Source organism: Conexibacter sp. W3-3-2 (assembly GCF_009707605.1).
Lineage (GTDB): Bacteria > Actinomycetota > Thermoleophilia > Solirubrobacterales > Solirubrobacteraceae > Paraconexibacter > Paraconexibacter algicola.
The window spans coordinates 1040445-1057460 of record NZ_WLYW01000001.1 but is presented as its reverse complement, the minus strand read 5'-3'; the positions used below and the strand labels follow the sequence as shown (position 1 = coordinate 1057460).

The window sequence follows — 17016 nt, the reverse complement described above, 5'->3', positions numbered from 1 at the left end:
GCGACTGCGGTCGACGCCACGCCGAGGCGCAGACGCCGGACTGAGCGTCATCGACGAGGTCGGCGGGATGCTGCTGCTGACCGGCAAGACGGTCGCCGCGACGTTCACGCCGCCCTACTCCTGGGTGGACGAGTTCCTCATCGAGAGCACCATCTTCCTCCGCCGCACCCTGATCCCGACGTTCTTCGGTGTGATCGCGCTCACCGCCGGCGCGGGCGGCATCCAGGGCGGCAACCTCCTGAACATCTTCGGATCCGTCGACCGCCTCGGCGCGTTCTTTGCCACCCTGGCGACGCGTGAGGCCGGACCCTGGGCGACTGGCATGATCGTCGCCGGTGTCGCCGGCACCGCGGTCTGCGCCGACCTCGGGGCGCGGAAGGTCCGCGAGGAGCTCGACGCCTTGGCGGTTCTCGGGCTCGATCCGATCAAGACGCTCGTCGTTCCACGGTTCCTCGCCTTGGGAGTGCTGACCGCGACCATGAACCTGCTCGCGATCGCGGTCTCGCTCGTCGGCGGCTGGGCGGCGGCGGTCCTCCTGTTCGGGGAGACGACGTCCGGCTACATGTCGACGATGACGCTGAACTTCACGATGCCCGACCTCCTGGGCAGCATCTTCAAGACGTCGTTCTTCGGCTTCATGGTCGCCGTCGTCTGTTGCTACAAGGGCCTGAACGTGCGAGGTGGTGCCGTCGGGGTCGGCAAGGCCGTCAACCAGGCGGTGGTGATCGCCTTCGTCGCGATCTGGGTCTTCAACTACATGTTCACGGCGACGCTGCTCGCGGCGTTCCCGGAGACGCTCAACCTCCGCTAGGCATGGCGACGACGAACGCACCCACCGGGCCGGACGGCCTGCCGCTGCTCGCGACGGAGCTGGCCCGCACCCGCGCGGTCCGGAACTTCCGGGCGCCGGTGGAGTCGACGCTCGACGAGGCCGGCCGCATGGCCCGCTTCATGCTGAGCGCGGTCATCGAGATCCCCAAGGCGTGGCGTTATGGCGCCGAGGTCCTGCGGCAGGCCGCGCTGCTGTTGCTCGGGTCGTCGATCGTCCTGCTGTCACTGCAGTTCGTGATCGGGCTCCAGTGCGGGACCGAAGGGAACTATGTCCTTCGCGGGTTCGGCGCCTCCGTCTACACCGGCGCGTTCTCGGCGCTCTGCGGCCTCCGCGAGGCCGGGCCCTTCATGTTCGGCTTCATCGCCTCGGCCAAGATCGGTGCGGGACTGGCGGCGGAGCTCGGGACGATGCGGATCAACGAGGAGATCGACGCGATGGAGGCGCAGGGGATCAGCTCGATCCGCTACATCGTCACGACGCGTCTGCTTGCCGCCTGGCTGGTGATCCCGTTCTGGTTCTTCGTCGGGATGGCTCTGAACTTCTTGGGCGAGTACTTCGTGATCATCGTCCAGATCGGCGAGGTGTCGCTGGGCGGCTGGGGGTCCGTCCACTGGGCGTTCATCACGCCGTACGACCTCGCGGTCGGGTTGCTGAAGTTCTACACGATGGGGACCTTCGTAGTCCTGATCGGCATGTACTACGGCTACTACGCCAGCGGTGGTCCGGTCGGCGTAGGCACCGCGACGGCCCGCTCAATGAGTCTCAACCTGATCCAGGTGATGGGCGTCAACGCACTGCTCACCCTCGTCGCCTGGGGCTTCGACCCCAAGATCCCGATCGGAGGCTGACGGCGTGCGTTCCCTCTCCCGAGCCCGCTGGGTCGCGGCCGGCCACCCCTGGGCCATCGTCCTGGCCATCGCCGCCGTCCCGTTCACGATGTGGGCGGTCGGCACGCGCAACCAGGACCATCATGTGCGGGTCGCCTTCCCGGCCGCGGTCAACGTGGTCGCCGGACTCGATGTCCAGGTCGACGGCTTCGATGTCGGCAAGATCTCCAAGGTCTCGCTCGAGGACGGGCAGGCGATCGTCGAGCTCGGCATCGAGGACGAGCGGTTCTGGCCGCTGCGCCAGGGTACGAGGGCGACGCTGCGCTGGCCCTCGCCGGCCGGCAGCGGCACCCGGAAGGTCGAGCTCGACCCGGCGCCCGCCCCGGCGAAGGAGATCGGCGAGGGCGGGATCATCAGCGGAGATGACGCGCGCGCCCCGGTCGAGATCGACGAGGTCTTCAGCACCTTCGACCGGCAGACCCGCACGCACCTGCGCGACGCGCTGAAGAACACCTCACTGACCCTCGGGCCGCGGACGAAGGAGGTCCGCACGGCACTCGGGGAGTTCGACGAGGCCGTCGAAGGATACCGCGACGTCTCCTCCGACCTGTCGGCCGACACGGCGGCGTTGAAGACGCTCGTCGGCTCGGGTGCCCGGCTCTCCACCAAGCTCGCTGCGCGCGACGCTCGGATCAGCGAGCTCATCGGGGTCGCCGCGACCACGCTGCAGTCCTTCGCTGTCAGTTCCAGCGACGTCCAGCGCACGATCGAGCGCGCCCCGGGAACGATCGCCGATGCCCGCGGAACACTCGCCCGGGTCGACGGCAGTGTCGACAAGCTCGACGGTCTCGTGACCCGGCTGCGGCCCGGAGCGGGCAAGCTCGCGTCCTTCGCCACAGCAGCGCGGCCGGCCCTGGCGCAGCTGCGGCCGACCGCGAGGATGGGCGCCCAGGTGGCGCGGACGCTCCGTGCGGCGGCTCCACCCCTGACCACCACGTTGCGCACCGCGACGCCGATGTTCGACGACATCCGCTCGATCCTCACGGACGCGACGCCGATGGTCGAGTGCCTGCGGCCCTACACGCCCGAGGCGGCGGGCGTGCTCGTCAACTGGAACTCGTGGGTGAAGAACTATCTTCCGGTTCAGACGCAGGCGAACCGCATCAACCCGGTCAGCCAGTCCCACTACGCGCGGGTCCTGGTCGTCGCGAGCCCGACGACCCTGCACGCCTACCCGCAGAACACCCCGAGCACCAGCCAGCTGCTGCTGGGCAAGAAGTACGCGATGCCGCGTCCGCCCGGACTCGGCTCGGAGAAGCCGTTCTTCCTTCCGCAGTGCGGCGTCACCGAGGACTCACTGGACGCGAGCAAGGACCCGGAGGACCGAAAGTGACCCGCGTCACCGTCATCGCTGGACTGCTGCTCGCTGCGCTCGGCACGACGATGGTCACCGGCTGCGGCAGCTCCGAGGAGACCTACACCCTGCGCCTGCGGGTCGACGACGCGGCCGGCCTGCTCAAGGACCAGGACGTCAAGATCGACGGCGTCCGCGCAGGCAAGATCACCGCCGTCGAGCTCGACCGTGGTGACAAGGTCCAGGTCGACATGGAGCTCGACGAGGGAGCGAGCCCCGTCGGGAAGGACGCCACCGCGCGGATCAGGTCCGTCAGCGTCCTCGGCGAGAAGTACGTCGACCTGACCCCCGGCAACGCCGACGATCCGGCGGCCCCGGGCTCCTGGGTGACCCCGTCCAAGAACGTCACGCCGGTCGAGCTGGACGACGTCCTCGACACCCTCGACGCGGGTACGCGTGCACGCCTGAAGCTGATCCTCGCCGAGGGGGGCGTCGCGCTGACGGGCCGCGCGGACGAGGTGCGGTCGTTCCTCGAGCTGCTGCCGCAGGGCATGGACGAGGTCGGAGCGCTGCTGGATCAGGCCACGGCTGACAACGCCAGCCTTCGCCAGGTCGTCGACGCCGGGGACAGCGTGATCGGCACGCTTGCCCGCGAGCGCCGCGAGCTCGGCGAGCTCATCGGCGAGGCGTCGGCCGCCTTCTCGACCACCGCCGACCGTCGAGCGGCGCTCGGACAGGCGGTCGGCGAGACCCCGTCGACGCTTGCGCAGATGCGCAAGTCGCTTGCGCTGCTGGAGACCGCCGCGGCCGGCCTCGAGCCCGCCGCCGACCGAATCCGCACGTCGGCGGCCCCGATCGAGGCGGCGCTGAAGGCACTCCCGGGGTTCGCGAAGGACGGCGTCCCGGCGCTGCGTGCCGCCCGCGCTGCAGCACCTGACCTCGACCGCCTCGCGCGGGAGACGCGCCCGACAGTCAAGCGCCTGGCGCCCGTAGCGGCCCAGCTCAGCGAGACCTTGACCGCGGTCGACCCGCTCGTGCAGGACCTCGACAAGGGCCTGATGGACGACGCTCTCTACTTCCTGCAGACGTGGGCCAGAGTGACGCAGCGCGCCGACGGCCTCGGTCACCTCTTCGGTGCGCAGATCACGATCACCGAGGACACGGTCCGCCAGATCGTCGACCGGGTGGTCAGCGAAGGTCAGGCCAACGCCAAGCGGAAGCCGGCCAAGGCTGCCACGCCGGTACCCCGGGTGCCGCCGGCGCTGGCCCGGCCAAAGGCGCCGCCGGTGAAGAGGCCGGCCGAGGTGGTCCCAGCGGTCAAGGACCTCGTGTGCACCGCGGTCGATGGCGTGACCGACGTGGTCGGTGGCGTGGTCGGCGGGCTCCTCGGTGGCGCGAAGCTGCCCGGGCGCGACAAGAGCGCCTGTCCCAAGAGCGCGGCCGAGCAGGAGCAGGCCAAACCGCCGAGCGCGAAGCTGGGCGGCCTGCTGGGCACCTCCAGCAAAGACGGCACCGCCCCGTCGTCCACCGTCGATGCCCTCGTGGACTACCTGTTCGGATCATGATGCCTTCACGACGATCGTCTCCCCGGCGCCGCGGCCGCCCCGTCGGACGCGGAACGCCGGTTCTCCTGGTCAGGGCGGTCGGCATCGCCGGCATCCTCGCCGGGGCCGCGATGGCACTGACCGGGTACTTCGCCCCGACGAAGCTTCCGCTGCGCGACTACTACAACCTCACGGCGACGTTCGAGCGCGCCGACGGCCTCGTGGACCACACCGACGTCAAGATGGGCGGCGTCCGCGTCGGCCAGGTGCTCGACTCGCGCGTCGAGAACCGGAAGGTCGTCGCGCGGCTGCAGCTCGACGGCGGCATCGGACCGCTGCGCTCGGACCTGACCCTTCGCGTGCGACCGCGCGGCCTGCTCGGTGTCGTCTATGTGGAGATCGTCCCCGGTCAGAAGGGCGAGATCCTGCCGGACAACGGCCGCATCCCCGAGTCGCGCTCGGCCAGCACCGTCCAGCTCGACGATGTGCTCGCGACCTTCGACTCCCCGACCCGTCAGCGGACCCAGATGCTCCTCAGCGAGCTCGGCAAGGGCGTCGCGGGCCGCGGCGACGACGTCAACCAGCTGCTGGGACAGGGTCCCGGCTACCTGGAGAACCTCACATCCGTTGCCGGGGCGGTCAACGCGCGTCCCGGATCGCTCACCCGGTTCGTCCAGGGTGCGTCGAGCGCCCTCGGAGCGCTCGACCCCGCGAAGGTCGAGCTGACCCGGACGTTCGAACCGGCCCAGCGCGCGCTCGCACCGTTCCGCACCGAGGCCGGTGACTGGCGATCGACCCTCGAGCAGTCGCCGCAGACCCTTGCCCAGACGCGGGCGAACCTCGCCGTGACGGATCCGCTACTGCGCAGTGTCGACCGCCTCTCACGCCGGCTCGACATCGCACTGCGGCCGGCACCGGCGGCATTCGGAGACACCGCGAAGTTCTTCGCCGAGGCGCAGCCCGTGCTGATGCGCATCCCGAAGACCCTGACCCTGGCCCGCCAGGCGACGTCGCCCACGGTGTCGCTCGCGCGGCGGGTCGACACCCAGCTGCCGCTGCTGGCCCGCGGTCTGGTGCCGGGCCTGTCGATCAGCAAGGAAGTCGCGCCCCACTCGTGCGATCTGCGCAGCTTCCTCGGCCACTGGGCGGAGCACGACGCGCTCGGCGACGAGGGTCTCAACTACCTCCGGGCGACCGTGACGATCGGGTCCCGTGAGTCACTGGGCACCGATCCGGTCCGGCGCAAGGAGATCTTCAGCAACCCCTACCCCGCGCCCTGCCAGGGCGGCTGGGAGCACCTGAGCAAGCCATGAGCCAGCAGACCGCTCGACGCCACCGCTTCCAGAACCGGCCAGGCCGCGCCCGCCCGCGGCACGTCCGAAACGGCGCCATCGCACTTGCTGCGCTCGTCCTGCTCGTCGCGATCGGCGTCAACCGGGGCATCCCGTTCTGGCCCGATGACAGCGACCGCGTCTGGGCGCACTTCGCCTCGGCGCAGTCCCTCAAGTCCGGCAACCCCGTCCGCGTGGCGGGCGTGACCGTCGGCTCGGTCGGCGCCATCGAGCAGGCCGACGGCGAGCGCGGCGCGCTCGTCGAGCTGAAGCTCGACAAGTCCGACGTCGCGGTCCACCAGGACGCGCGCGCCGGCATCTACTGGCGCACGCTGCTCGGCCGCAACCTCTACGTCGAGCTGGATCCGGGCTCGGAGAGCGCGCCGCCGCTGTCCGGCCGCATCCCGGTCTCCAGCACGACGACCCAGGTCGAGCTCGACGAGGTCCTGCAACCGCTCGACGGCGACGGCCGCAAGGGCATGCAGCGGATCATCGCGGCGACCGACGGCGGCTTCCGCGGCGAAGCGGCCGGCAACGCGTTCGACGCCCTCGCAGCTTCGGCGAAGCCGATCGCGAAGGGCCTGCCGCCGCTGCGCGGCACACGGCCCGGCGACGACCTGCCGCGGCTCGTGCAGCGGACGTCGAGATGGATCTCCGCGCTGGACCGTCAGAGGGACGACCTTGCCGGTCTCATCGACAACTCGAACACGACGCTGAGCGTCACCGCGGCCCGATCGGAGGAGATCGCGCGGACGCTCGACGTGCTGCCGCCCGCACTCGACACGACCCGGCGCGTGCTCGTGCGCCTGCGCTCCACACTCCCGCTCCTGGACCGCGTCACGGTCGGTCTGCAGCCCGGTGCCGAGCGCCTGGAGCGCGCGGTCGACCTGACCAGCCCCTTCCTGAGCGAGGCGACGCCCGTGCTGAAGGACGCGCGCGTCTTGTTCACCAGGCTGGACCCGGCGTTGCGCAGTCTGCGCCGGTTGGCGCCGGACGCCACGGCGACGTTCGACGGACTGCGTCGCACGATCGACACGACCCGCAAGGACGTGATCCCGTGGCTGCAGAGTCGCAACGAGAAGATGGACATGAAGGTGCACGAGCTCATCGGTCCGACGCTCTCGTCCGCGACCGGCGTCATGGCCACGTCAGACGCGAACGGCACCTACGTGCAGTTCGAGGCCGGCGTCGGCGAGGCGGCGATCCCCGCCCTGCCGTGCAAGACGCTGCTCACCGATCCCAACGACGAGCGTCTCGCGGTGTGCCAGGACCTGGGCACGTACCTCGGCACGCTCCTGGCACGGCCGGGCGAGCAGCCGGAGTTCGGACCTGAGGAAGACCAGTCGGAGGATGCGGGCGGATGAGACTGTTCCAGAACGATCGACTCCGTTTGGAGATCAGGCGGGCACGGACGCCGTTCATCCTGCTCATCGTCGCGAGCGCCATGGGCGCCGTGGCCGGGGTGGGCATTCTGAGAAACCTGAACTTCCAGAAGCCGTGGGTCGAGACCTACACGGTGCGTGCTGCGTTCGACGACGCCAAGGGCGTCTCGCCGGGCAAGAACCAGGTCCGCCTGGCCGGCGTGCGGATCGGCGTGGTCTCCGACGTCGAGCTGCGCAACGGACGTGCCGTGCTGACGATGAAGATCGACCGCAAACACGGCGCGCTCTACCGGGACGCGACATTCCGGATCCGCCCGGTCTCCCCGCTGGACGACAAGTTCGTGGCGATCGAGCGGCGCGGCACGCCGTCCGCGGGCGAGCTCGACGGCGATGTCGTCGTCCCCGGCCGGCAGACGGCGTCCCCGGTCGACATCTCCCGGGTGCTGCAGGTCTTCAACAAACCGACGCGCGAGAGCATGGCGACGCTCATCGACGAGCTCGGCCGCGGACTGCCCGACGAAGGCGCGGATCTGCGGGCCGCCCTGGCGGAGTTCGAGCCGTTCTTCGCGTCGCTCAAGCGGCTCACCGACGTCACCAGCGAGCGGTCGAGGCTCGTGCGGCGCGTCGTGACCAACACCGGGACGCTGAGCGACGAGCTCGCCCGCCGCGAAGAGCAGATCTCGTCGCTCGTCACCTCGGGCAACGAGGTGATGGGGGAGCTGGCCCGACGCGACACGGCGCTCTCCGGCACTCTGCGGGAGCTTCCCGGGGCGATCCAGGCACTGCGCAGCGCCACCGTCCGTCTGGACCAGGCGCGGAGCCACCTCGACCCCGCACTGCGGGCCCTTGTTCCCGCTGCGGGCGAGCTGGCGCCGGCGCTGGACGCGCTCATCGACGTCAGCGAGATCGGGCGCCCGACCGTCCGCGCGTTGAGCCGGCCGGTGACCCGGCTCACGTCGCTGGCCCAGACCCTGCCGGGCACGACGGCCGACCTGACCCGGGCCGTGCGCACGCTCCGCGGGCAGGTCCCGCCGGTCGACGCCTCGGTGGCGAAGCTGCCGCCCTGCTTCGAGCCGGTCGAGAACTTCTTCGAGCACACGATGTCGCTCACGAAGTTCTACGACGGCTTTCGGACCGTCGCCCGCGCCACGGCCGGCGAGGGGCTGTTCGCGGTCGGCGCACTCGTGAACGAGCCGAGCTGGCGTCGCCTGCGGCCCTGCTTCAAGAACCCGACGACCACCAAGGGCACGCCGTGACCAACCGCCAGCGCTTCCCGAAGATCCTCGCGCTCGTCGTCTACTCGGCGACGGTCGTCGTGGTCTTCGTGACCATGTACACCGTCCTGGCCGGTGGCCGCGTCCCCGGCGTCTCCAAGGCCCAGTACAAGGTGTCGGTGCTCGTCGACGAACCGCTGCAACTGGTGAGCGGCTCCGACGTACGCCGGGCCGGCGTCAAGATCGGCAGGGTCGACGACATCCGCGCCAAGGGCCAGCGCGCCCTGGTGACCATGGACCTGAAGCCCGAGCACCAGAGCATCTACCGCAACGCCCGCGTCGAGACCAGGCTACGCACGCTGCTGGGCGAGAGCTATCTCGAGGTCGACCCGGGAACACCGACGGCCGGCCGCATCGAGGACGGCGGCCTGCTGCCGCCCGACGCCGCCCGCGAGACCGTGCCCCTGGACAAGATCCTCAACACCCTGGACAAGGACACGCGGGCATCGCTGCAGAGCACCCTTCGCGCCTTCGGGCGAGGACTCGACGGCCGCGGCGACGACGTCAACTCGATCCTCTCCGGGCTCACCGACGCGGTCGACCTGGGCCTGCCGGCGACGGTGGCCCTGCGCGAGCAGCGGGACTCCGTCGTCGCGCTCGTCGACGACGGCGCCCGCGTCCTGAACGCCGTCGGACGCCGCGGGGACGCGCTGCGCACGCTGATCCGCGCCACGAACCAGACGGCCACGGCGGTCGCCTCACGCGACGATGCCCTGCGCCGCACCATCCAGGAGTTCCCGCGGGCCCTCCCGCAGGTCCGCCGCACGCTGGCTGCGGTCAGCGCCCTGTCGCGGAAGACGACACCCGTCTCCGACGACCTCGGCACCGCCGCGGCAGCCCTGACCCCGGTCCTGAACGACCTGCCGGCGACGGCGGCCGACGCACGGAAGCTCGTCGCACGGCTCCCGGCCGCGCTGCGCGCCACCGATCCCTTCCTGACGGAGCTCAGGCCGGCGGCCCAAAAGGCGGCCCCGGTCGCCGACACGGTCGGTCCGCTGCTGCGCAACCTCGTGCCGATGCTCGAGTTTCTCGAGCCGTACAAGCGGGACATCTGGGGGGTGGGCGCCGGTATGGGCAGCGTCTTCGCCTTCGAGGGCGAGGGCGAGAAGCCCGGCCACTCCGGTCCGCACGCGAAGGTCGCGAGCGGCCGCGTCCAGCTCCTCGTGAGCAATGCGTCGCTCGGCGCGACACCGCCGTCGTTGGCGAAGCTCGAGGACGCCCTGTTGCAGACCGGGGTGCTCAAGGTCCTGGGCGGGCTGAAGACGAACTACACGCCGCCCCCCGGTTCGGCCGACAACCCGCCCAGGAGGGACGGCTCGTACCCAGTCGTGTCCGCGATCCCGGGCAAGTAGGTGCTAGAGCGCCTCAGGAGCCTTCCCGATCGGCTTGCCCTGGTCGCACTGACGGCGGTTGCGCATCCGCGCCGCGTCCTGCGGCTCGGCATCGCGTTCTCCGTCCTCGCGGTGGCGGGCATGACCCAGCTCTCGTCCGACGCGTCGGTCTCGCTCCTCACGGACCCCGGCGGGGACACGGGGCGTGCGACGCAGGCCGTGGAGTCCGCGTTCGGGAGCGAGCCCGTCGCGCTCGTCGTGACCGGGGCGCTCGGAGACACCCTCTCCGCTCCGGGGATGACCGCGCTGCAGACGCTGGAGAGCAGGGCTCGCAGGGTCCCCGGAGTGCAGACGGCGTTCGGTCCGGCGACGCTCGTGGACACGACCATCGAGCAGATCGCGCGGATCGTGCGCTCCGAGCTCGGACCGAAGGCCGACGCGGCCGAGCGCGCCGCAAGGCGCGCCATCGAGATCGCCAAGGAGCTCGGGGCCGACAAGGCCACCACCGACGCCGCCGCGCGGGAAGCGCGCCTTGAGAGCCTCGGGCCCCTGCGTCAGGAGTACGAGCGGCTCTTCGCACGCTTCGGCGCCGTCGGCATTCCGTCGCTGACCAACCCGGCCTTCGTCCAGGCACTCACCCTCGGGGCCGGCGGTGCGCCCAAGGCGCGGCTGCGATGGATGCTGCCCGACGCCAACCACGCCATCGTCCTCGTCCGTCTCCGTCGGGGCCTTGACGACAGTCAGATCCGGCGCGCGGGCGAGCACCTGCAGACTGCGGCGCGTGACGCGCGCAAGCGGGGCCTGCACGTCGAGGTCGCCGGGGCGCCCCTGGTCGCCGCAGCGGTGTCACGAGATCTCACCCGTCAGCTCGGGATCCTGCTCCCCGTCGTCATCGCGATCATGATGCTGGTGCTGGTCGTCGCACAGCGCGCGGGGCGCCGGCGGGCGCTGCTGCTGGTGCCGGCGCTGGTCGCCACCGCCGTCTGCGCCGGTCTCAGCTGGCCGTTGGGCCTCGGCCTGACGCCCGCAACGCTCGCCGCGCTCCCGGTGATCCTCGGGCTCGGCATCGACTTCGTCATCCAGATCGAGTCCCGCTACCGCGAAGCACGCGCGACGCGGAGGCCCCATCGCGCGGCGGCCGTCGCCGTCAGCGAGATGGGGCCGCTGATCATCCGCGCCGGCTGCGCGATGGCGGCAGGATTCCTGGTGCTCCTCGCCAGCCCGGTTCCGCTCGTCCAGCGGCTGGGCCTCGTGCTGGCGCTCGGCGTGGTGGTGGCGGTGGCGGCCGCGCTCCTGCTGACGCCGGCGCTCCTCGTGGCGCTCGACCGCCGTCGATTGGCGCCCCGCGAGCTCGCGGTGGCGGGGAAACTCGACTGGTCGCGCCGACGCGCCCTGGTCGTGACCGCGATCAGCGGTGTGCTGCTGGTGGCCGGGATCCTCACCGCCCATGGTGTCCGGATCAGCGGCGACCCCAACCAGCTGGCCAGCAGCGGCCTGCCGGAGCTCGAGCGCGCGGTCGACGCCGGCGAGGTCTTCGGCTCGGCGGGGCAGATCCGTGTTGCGGTGCGTGGCCGCGACGTGACCGCGGCGCCGGCCCTGCGGTGGATGAGCGGCGCGCAGACCCGGATCCGCGCACTCGACCCACGGCTGCGGCCGGGGCCCAGCCTCACCGAGCTGGTCACGGCCGGGGGCCGGATCCCGGACGGGACGGAGAGCGCCGCGCTGCTGAAGGTCGCCCCTCCGACGGTCGTAGGCGCCTTCCTGACGCCATCACGTGAACTGACGGAGCTCAGCTTCGGCGCGCCGCTCACGGATGCTGAGGACCTCGCCGGCCTCCAGACGCAGATCGACGCCATCCTCACGACCGCCCCGGCGGGCTTCACGGCGACGGCAGGCGGTCTCGTGCCGACGTTGGTCGACGCCGTCAGAGGCATCCAGGGCGGCCGACCGTGGCTGCTCCTGGCCGCGGTCGGGATCATCGCCCTGCTCCTGCTCGCCCTCGGCTACGGCGCTCGCCGAACGCTGGTCATCGTCGTGCCGGCTGCGGTCGCGAGCGGGGCCTCATCGCTGGCGCTGAGCCTCAGCGGCGTGTCGCTCTCACCGCTCTCGGCCAGTCTCGAGCCGCTGCTCGTCGCGATCACGGTCGAGTTCGCGATCATCGTGGAGATGCGCATCACGGGGGCTCGCCGAACAGCAGGATCGACGATCGCGGCAGCGACGCTGGCCCCGCCTCAGGTCGGCTTCGCCGTGCTCACCTCGGCGGTCACGGCGGCTCTGGGCTTCGCAGTGCTGGTGCTGAGCCCCATCCCGGTCCTGCGGCAGTTCGGTGCACTCGCTGCTGTGGAGGTCCTGCTCGCCGCGGCGGTGATCCTGGTGCTGGTCCCAGCGCTGACGATCGTGCTGGAGCGCCGGAGTCCTCCCGAACGTCCGCTCGGCCCGAACGCGCCCCTGGCACGAGCTGCCGTATGAACCTTCGCGCCACCCACGACGACCGCTTCCAGCAGCTCCGCAGCGAGCGGCGGCTCGGCCGGCTGGTCGGGCCGCTCACGCTTCTGGGGCTGGCGCTCACGCTCGCCGCCGTCCTCGTGTCGGCGGCCGCTGCCCGCAACACCGGCGACACCGAGACGCTGCGGCAGTTCGCCGCCAACCGCGACGACCAGCTGGTGGCCGCGTCGCTGCGCGTCGCGGGCCTGCTGCTCAGCCTTCCGCTGGTGCTGTTCCTGCAGCGCATCCTCGTCGTGCGCGATCCCACCGTTCCTCGAGGGCTGGCGATCATCGGGCTGGCGGCGAGCCTCCTCATCGCCGCGAGCACCATGCTGGGGTGGTTCGCGCTCCGCGACGCGGCCGACGCGTTCGTCGGCCGCGAGTACCGCACCGAGCGCGAGGCGCTGGACGCGAGCGGACTGCTCACCGCGGTGCGGTGGATCGACATCGTGTCGCGGCTGCTCTTCGCGAGCTGGCTGGCCTACGCCTCGCTGCGCGCCAGCCGTGTCGGGCTCATCACGTCCTTCCTGGGGCTCTGGGGACTGATCGCCGCGTTCAGCGGGACCTTCCTCGCCATCGGTGACGCCCTGTACATCGGCTGGGCTGGGAGCGTCGCGCTGCTGGCGCTCGGCTATTGGCCGGGCGGGCGCCCGCCGAGCTGGACATCGGGTCGACCGGAGCCCTGGAACGTCCCGCCGAGCCCGGCGGTCGCGCGACCAGATGACGCGTGATGCGAGCGATCGCTAACATGCTTGTTCTGCGGTCCTAGCTCTTTCGGCCTGATCCGAAACGTCATGCTGATAACGAACACTCTGAACCGATGGAAACGAGGAGCACCATGGAACTCGAAGGCAAAGTCGCGCTGATCACGGGTGCAGGTCGCGGGATCGGCCGCGAGATCGCACTGGCGCTAGCGGCTCGCGGAGCGGCGATCGTCGTCAACGACCTCGGTGGCGACTGGCGCGGCGACGGGACGGACGACAGCCCCGCTGCCGCGGTCCGCGAGGAGATCGTGGCGGCGGGCGGGACCGCGATCGTCGACGGCGGCAATGTCGCGGAGGCCGGCGACGCGGCCGCCATGGTGCAGCGCGCGGTGAGCGAGCTCGGCGGCCTCGACATCGTCGTCAACAACGCCGGGATCCTCCGCGACAAGATGATCTTCTCGATGGCCGACGACGACTGGGACGCGGTGGCCGCCGTTCACCTGCGCGGCCACTTCCTCGTCACGAGGGCAGCATGCGCGTACTGGCGCGCCAAGGCGAAGGAGACCGGCGCACCCGCCGACGGCCGCGTCATCTGCATGAGCTCCGAGGCCGGGCTCTACGGCAACGCCGGGCAGGCCAACTACGCCGCCGCCAAGGGCGGCATCGCCTCGTTCGCGGTCACCATCTCGCGAGAGATGGGCCGGTACGGCGTCACGGCGAACGCGATCGCGCCCCGCGCGCGTACGCGGATGACGGAGGGGACCTTCGGGCAGCTGCCGACCGGTCCCGACGGTGCCGACCTCTGGGGTCCGCAGAACGTGGCGCCGCTCGTGGCCTTCCTCGCGGGCGACGCCGGCGGCCGCTACAGCGGCCAGGTCTTCGTCGCCGGCGGAGGTGTGGCGCAGGTGATCGCTCCGTACACGGTCGCCTCGGAGATGCGCTTCTCCGAGACCCCGACCGTCGAGGAGATCGAGGCGTTCGTCGCCGATGCGCTCGGCGACCAGGCCGGCCCGCCGCCGTTCCCGGATCTCGGGCTCACGCCGGCCCGCTGAGCGGACATGCCGCTGTACGAGTACTCCTGCTCCTGCGGTGCGGAGGTTGAGCTCCTCGCCGCTGCCGGGGCTGCGCCGCCCACCTGCCCGCGATGCGCCGCCGGGCCGATGGGCCGTCGGTGGTCGCGGTTCACGACGCGCGGTCCGGCGCGCAAGCGTTCGGACTTCTCAGCCGTGCCGTTCGAACGCTCCGTGAGCAGTTGCTCGCACCGCGGCGGCTGCGGGTGTCGGCGATGACCGCGCCCGACACGGGCGTGGCTGTCGGGACGCTCGAGGAGGGCCGTGACTGGGTCGGGCGTCGCGGCGAGGTCCGCACGGCGCCGGCACCGGTCTGCGAGCTCGGGATCCGCAACTTCTGCTCCCTCGTGGAGGACGGGAACGCGGCCTACTGGATCGACGGCGTCAGCCCTCCGGGGCTGCTGCTCGGGTACTCGTTCGACCTCCCGTGGCGACCCGGCGGGAGCGAGGACCGCGCGCTACTGGGTCAGGATATCCCGCTACCCGGCCGCTACTTGATCAACGTGGCCTGCGACACGAGGTTCGAGCGCGAACTGCGCGTCGGAGACACGGTGTCCATGGTCGAGGAGGTTCTGGCCGTGAGCGACGAGAAGCGCACGCGTCTCGGCTGCGGTTCCTTCGTCACCACGCGCATGACCTTCTCCAACCAGCGGGACGAGGTCGTGGCCACGAACGACAACGTGATGGTCCGCTATACGCCCGAGATGGCTCCGCCTTCGGACCGTCCGCCGGTGGATGATCGCCGCGACGCGGCGGCCGCGGGCGACGGCGAACGGCTGGCGCCGATCAGGATCCACGTCGACCACCGACGCGTCTGCCACAACGCCGCGGCGACCTGGGACTGGTTCCCAGGACACCACGACCCGGCGTACGCGCGCGATCAGGGTCAGCCGACCATCTACGTCTCGACCGTGTTCTTCCAGGGTCTTCTGGATCGCCTCGTCACCGAGTGGGCGGGCCCGGGCGCGGTCGTCATGCGGCGCAAGCTGCAGATCCGCGCGTCCCTCTTCGCGGGGGAGGACGCCGTCGCCGACGGCCGCGTCGTCGCCCGCACTGTCGACGGCGGCGACGAGATCGTCGAGATCGAGGGGCGTGTGAGCGGCGCGAACGGCTGCTGCGTCACGTCGGAGATCACCGTCCGCCGACCCGGCGGAGCAGGAACCGAACCACGAAGGAGCACCACGCCGTGAGCGACACCAGCACTTTCCGACTCGGAGCCGGGACTGGCTACTGGGGCGACATGCTCGAGCCGTCGCTCGAGCTGCTCGAGCACGGTGACCTCGACGCGATGGGCTTTGATCTGCTCGCCGAGCTGACCGTCTCCGCCCTCTCCCGGGCCCGGATGCGCGACCCGCAGCGCGGCCACATCCCCGACACCAAGGCGATCTTCGAGCAGGCGCTGCCGCCGGCCCGGCGCAACGGCGTGACGCTCGTCGCCAACGCCGGCGGGGCGAACCCGCGCGCTGCCCTGCGGGCGGTCGCGCAGGCCGCCGAGACCATCGGCGACCTCGACCTGATGATCGGCGTGGTCGAGGGCGACGACATCCTCGGCGACCTCGAGGCCATCCGCAGCCAGGGGTGGGCCTTCCAGAACCTCGACACCGGCGAGGCGGACATCGACGCGATCGCCGACCGCGTCGTGGCGGCCAACGCCTACATCGGCTGCGACGGGGTCATCGACGCGCTGGCGGGTGGCGCCGACGTCGTGATCGGTGGACGACTCGCCGACTCCGCCCTGTACTCCGGTCCGCTGCTGCATCACTTCGGCCTGACGCCGTGGACGTGCTCCGACGAGCTGCGCGGTGCCGCGCTGACCGTCGGACACCTCCTGGAATGTGGCGGCGCGTGCAGCGGCGGGATGTCGTCGCAGTGGGAGGTCTCCACGGACCCGTGGCGGCTGGGCTACCCGTTCGCCGACGTCACGCAGAGCGGCGAGGCGATGATCTCCAAGCTCCCCGGGTCCGGCGGCATCGTGAACCAGTGGACCATCAAGGAGCAGATGCTCTACGAGGTCCACGATCCTCGTGACTATCGCCTGCCCGACGGCGTGGTCGACCTCGCCGGGGTCACCGTCACCGAGCAAGGTGCGGACCGCGTCGCGGTCTCGGGCATGACGGCGGCCGCGCCCCCCAAGCTGCTCAAGGTCCAGATCGGCTACGAGGACGGCTACATCGCCGAGGGCCGCGTCATCCAGCCCTGGCCGGACGCCGCCCGCAAGGTCGCCTGGAGCGAGGAGTTCCTGACGCGGCGACTCGAGCACCTCGGCGTCGACGTGCGCGAGATCCGCTTCGACCACGTGGGCGTCAACGCCCTCGCAGGATCGGCTGCGGCCGAGAGCGACCTCGCCGACGCCAACGAGATCGAGCTGCGCGTCGCCGTGCGCACCCACACCCGGCGGGAGGCCGAGATGGCCCGCAGGACGATCGTGCACCTCGCCACCGCGGGCCCGGTGGGGACGGCGATCGGCCCTCCACCGCCGGTTCGGAAGGTCGTCGCGCTCTGGCCGACGCTCGTCCCACGGGAGTGCGTGAAGATCGACGTCGACGTCGTCGCGGCCGGAACGGAGGTGGGTCGTGCACGTGCATGACCTCGCGTTCGTCCGCTCGGGCGACAAGGGCGACATCTCCAACGTCGCCGTCATGGCGAAGGACGCCGACGCGTATGCGCAGCTCGAGCAGGCGCTGGTCCCGGAGCGGATCCAGCAGTACTTCGGCGACGTGGTGCGAGGGCCGATCGTCGTGCACGCGCTGCCGAACCTGCACGCCTTCCAGATCGTCATGCACGGCGCCCTGGGCGGTGGCGCGACCGCGACCCTGCAGTTCGACGGGACGGGCAAGTCGATGTGCGCCGTGCTCTCGCGCATGCGGGTGGACGAGCGATAGT

Annotated in this window: 15 protein-coding genes; all 15 read left to right on the top strand. The window is 71.2% G+C overall.

All coding sequences use genetic code 11. From position 1 onward, the window contains the following. The first annotated feature begins 67 nt into the window (after positions 1-67). Positions 68-811: an ABC transporter permease gene (locus tag GKE82_RS05260; RefSeq protein WP_154732570.1), complete on the top strand. Its 744-nt coding sequence runs from the start codon at positions 68-70 to the stop codon at positions 809-811. A 2-nt stretch (positions 812-813) separates the two neighbouring features. Beyond that, a complete protein-coding gene (locus tag GKE82_RS05255) occupies positions 814-1680 on the top strand; it encodes an ABC transporter permease (protein ID WP_230316096.1) in 867 nt (288 codons plus the stop codon). A gap of 4 nt (positions 1681-1684) precedes the next feature. Then, the gene (locus tag GKE82_RS05250; protein WP_154732569.1) at positions 1685-3052 is read left to right on the top strand and encodes an MlaD family protein; all 1368 of its coding nucleotides are present in this window, start codon (positions 1685-1687) and stop codon (positions 3050-3052) included. Further along, positions 3049-4578: an MlaD family protein gene (locus tag GKE82_RS05245; RefSeq protein ID WP_154732568.1), complete on the top strand. Its 1530-nt coding sequence runs from the start codon at positions 3049-3051 to the stop codon at positions 4576-4578. Before GKE82_RS05250 ends, GKE82_RS05245 begins: the two co-directional genes overlap by 4 nt. A gap of 110 nt (positions 4579-4688) precedes the next feature. Beyond that, positions 4689-5870, top strand: a complete 1182-nt coding sequence (locus GKE82_RS05240; protein ID WP_196189064.1) for an MlaD family protein — start codon at positions 4689-4691, stop codon at positions 5868-5870. Continuing rightward, a complete protein-coding gene (locus GKE82_RS05235; protein WP_154732566.1) occupies positions 5867-7252 on the top strand; it encodes an MlaD family protein in 1386 nt (461 codons plus the stop codon). Before GKE82_RS05240 ends, GKE82_RS05235 begins: the two co-directional genes overlap by 4 nt. After that, on the top strand, positions 7249-8526 hold the full coding sequence (locus GKE82_RS05230) for an MlaD family protein (RefSeq protein WP_154732565.1): 1278 nt from the start codon (positions 7249-7251) through the stop codon (positions 8524-8526). The genes GKE82_RS05235 and GKE82_RS05230 overlap by 4 nt, the downstream gene beginning before the upstream one ends. Continuing rightward, positions 8523-9896 (top strand): MlaD family protein, encoded by a 1374-nt coding sequence (locus GKE82_RS05225; RefSeq protein WP_154732564.1) that lies wholly within the window; start codon positions 8523-8525, stop codon positions 9894-9896. The genes GKE82_RS05230 and GKE82_RS05225 overlap by 4 nt, the downstream gene beginning before the upstream one ends. 120 nt (positions 9897-10016) lie before the next feature. Continuing rightward, a complete protein-coding gene (locus tag GKE82_RS05220; RefSeq protein ID WP_154732563.1) occupies positions 10017-12344 on the top strand; it encodes an MMPL family transporter in 2328 nt (775 codons plus the stop codon). After that, positions 12341-13090 carry a DUF4386 family protein gene (locus GKE82_RS05215; RefSeq protein WP_154732562.1) on the top strand — a complete coding sequence of 250 codons (750 nt, stop codon included), beginning with the start codon at positions 12341-12343 and terminating at the stop codon, positions 13088-13090. The genes GKE82_RS05220 and GKE82_RS05215 overlap by 4 nt, the downstream gene beginning before the upstream one ends. Before the next feature lie 107 nt (positions 13091-13197). Further along, positions 13198-14115 carry an SDR family NAD(P)-dependent oxidoreductase gene (locus GKE82_RS05210; protein ID WP_154732561.1) on the top strand — a complete coding sequence of 306 codons (918 nt, stop codon included), beginning with the start codon at positions 13198-13200 and terminating at the stop codon, positions 14113-14115. A 6-nt stretch (positions 14116-14121) separates the two neighbouring features. Further along, positions 14122-14352, top strand: a complete 231-nt coding sequence (locus GKE82_RS31230) for a zinc ribbon domain-containing protein (protein WP_154732560.1) — start codon at positions 14122-14124, stop codon at positions 14350-14352. Then, on the top strand, positions 14349-15323 hold the full coding sequence (locus GKE82_RS05200; RefSeq protein WP_196189063.1) for a MaoC family dehydratase N-terminal domain-containing protein: 975 nt from the start codon (positions 14349-14351) through the stop codon (positions 15321-15323). Before GKE82_RS31230 ends, GKE82_RS05200 begins: the two co-directional genes overlap by 4 nt. Then, complete coding sequence (locus tag GKE82_RS05195) at positions 15320-16720, top strand: acyclic terpene utilization AtuA family protein (RefSeq protein WP_309233423.1); 1401 nt, start codon at positions 15320-15322, stop codon at positions 16718-16720. Before GKE82_RS05200 ends, GKE82_RS05195 begins: the two co-directional genes overlap by 4 nt. Beyond that, entirely contained in the window at positions 16707-17015 is a 309-nt protein-coding gene (locus GKE82_RS05190) for a hypothetical protein (RefSeq protein ID WP_154732557.1), read from the top strand. Before GKE82_RS05195 ends, GKE82_RS05190 begins: the two co-directional genes overlap by 14 nt. Position 17016 lies beyond the last annotated feature (1 nt).

Bases quoted from the DNA above. Each gene is read 5' to 3' on its own strand.
- GKE82_RS05260 (WP_154732570.1), top strand. From the start codon at position 68: ATGCTGCTGCTGACCGGCAAGACGGTCGCCGCGACGTTCACGCCGCCC.
- GKE82_RS05255 (WP_230316096.1), top strand. From the start codon at position 814: ATGGCGACGACGAACGCACCCACCGGGCCGGACGGCCTGCCGCTGCTC.
- GKE82_RS05240 (WP_196189064.1), top strand. From the start codon at position 4,689: ATGGCACTGACCGGGTACTTCGCCCCGACGAAGCTTCCGCTGCGCGAC.
- GKE82_RS05235 (WP_154732566.1), top strand. From the start codon at position 5,867: ATGAGCCAGCAGACCGCTCGACGCCACCGCTTCCAGAACCGGCCAGGC.
- GKE82_RS05230 (WP_154732565.1), top strand. From the start codon at position 7,249: ATGAGACTGTTCCAGAACGATCGACTCCGTTTGGAGATCAGGCGGGCA.
- GKE82_RS05220 (WP_154732563.1), top strand. From the start codon at position 10,017: ATGACCCAGCTCTCGTCCGACGCGTCGGTCTCGCTCCTCACGGACCCC.
- GKE82_RS05215 (WP_154732562.1), top strand. From the start codon at position 12,341: ATGAACCTTCGCGCCACCCACGACGACCGCTTCCAGCAGCTCCGCAGC.
- GKE82_RS05210 (WP_154732561.1), top strand. From the start codon at position 13,198: ATGGAACTCGAAGGCAAAGTCGCGCTGATCACGGGTGCAGGTCGCGGG.
- GKE82_RS31230 (WP_154732560.1), top strand. From the start codon at position 14,122: ATGCCGCTGTACGAGTACTCCTGCTCCTGCGGTGCGGAGGTTGAGCTC.
- GKE82_RS05200 (WP_196189063.1), top strand. From the start codon at position 14,349: ATGACCGCGCCCGACACGGGCGTGGCTGTCGGGACGCTCGAGGAGGGC.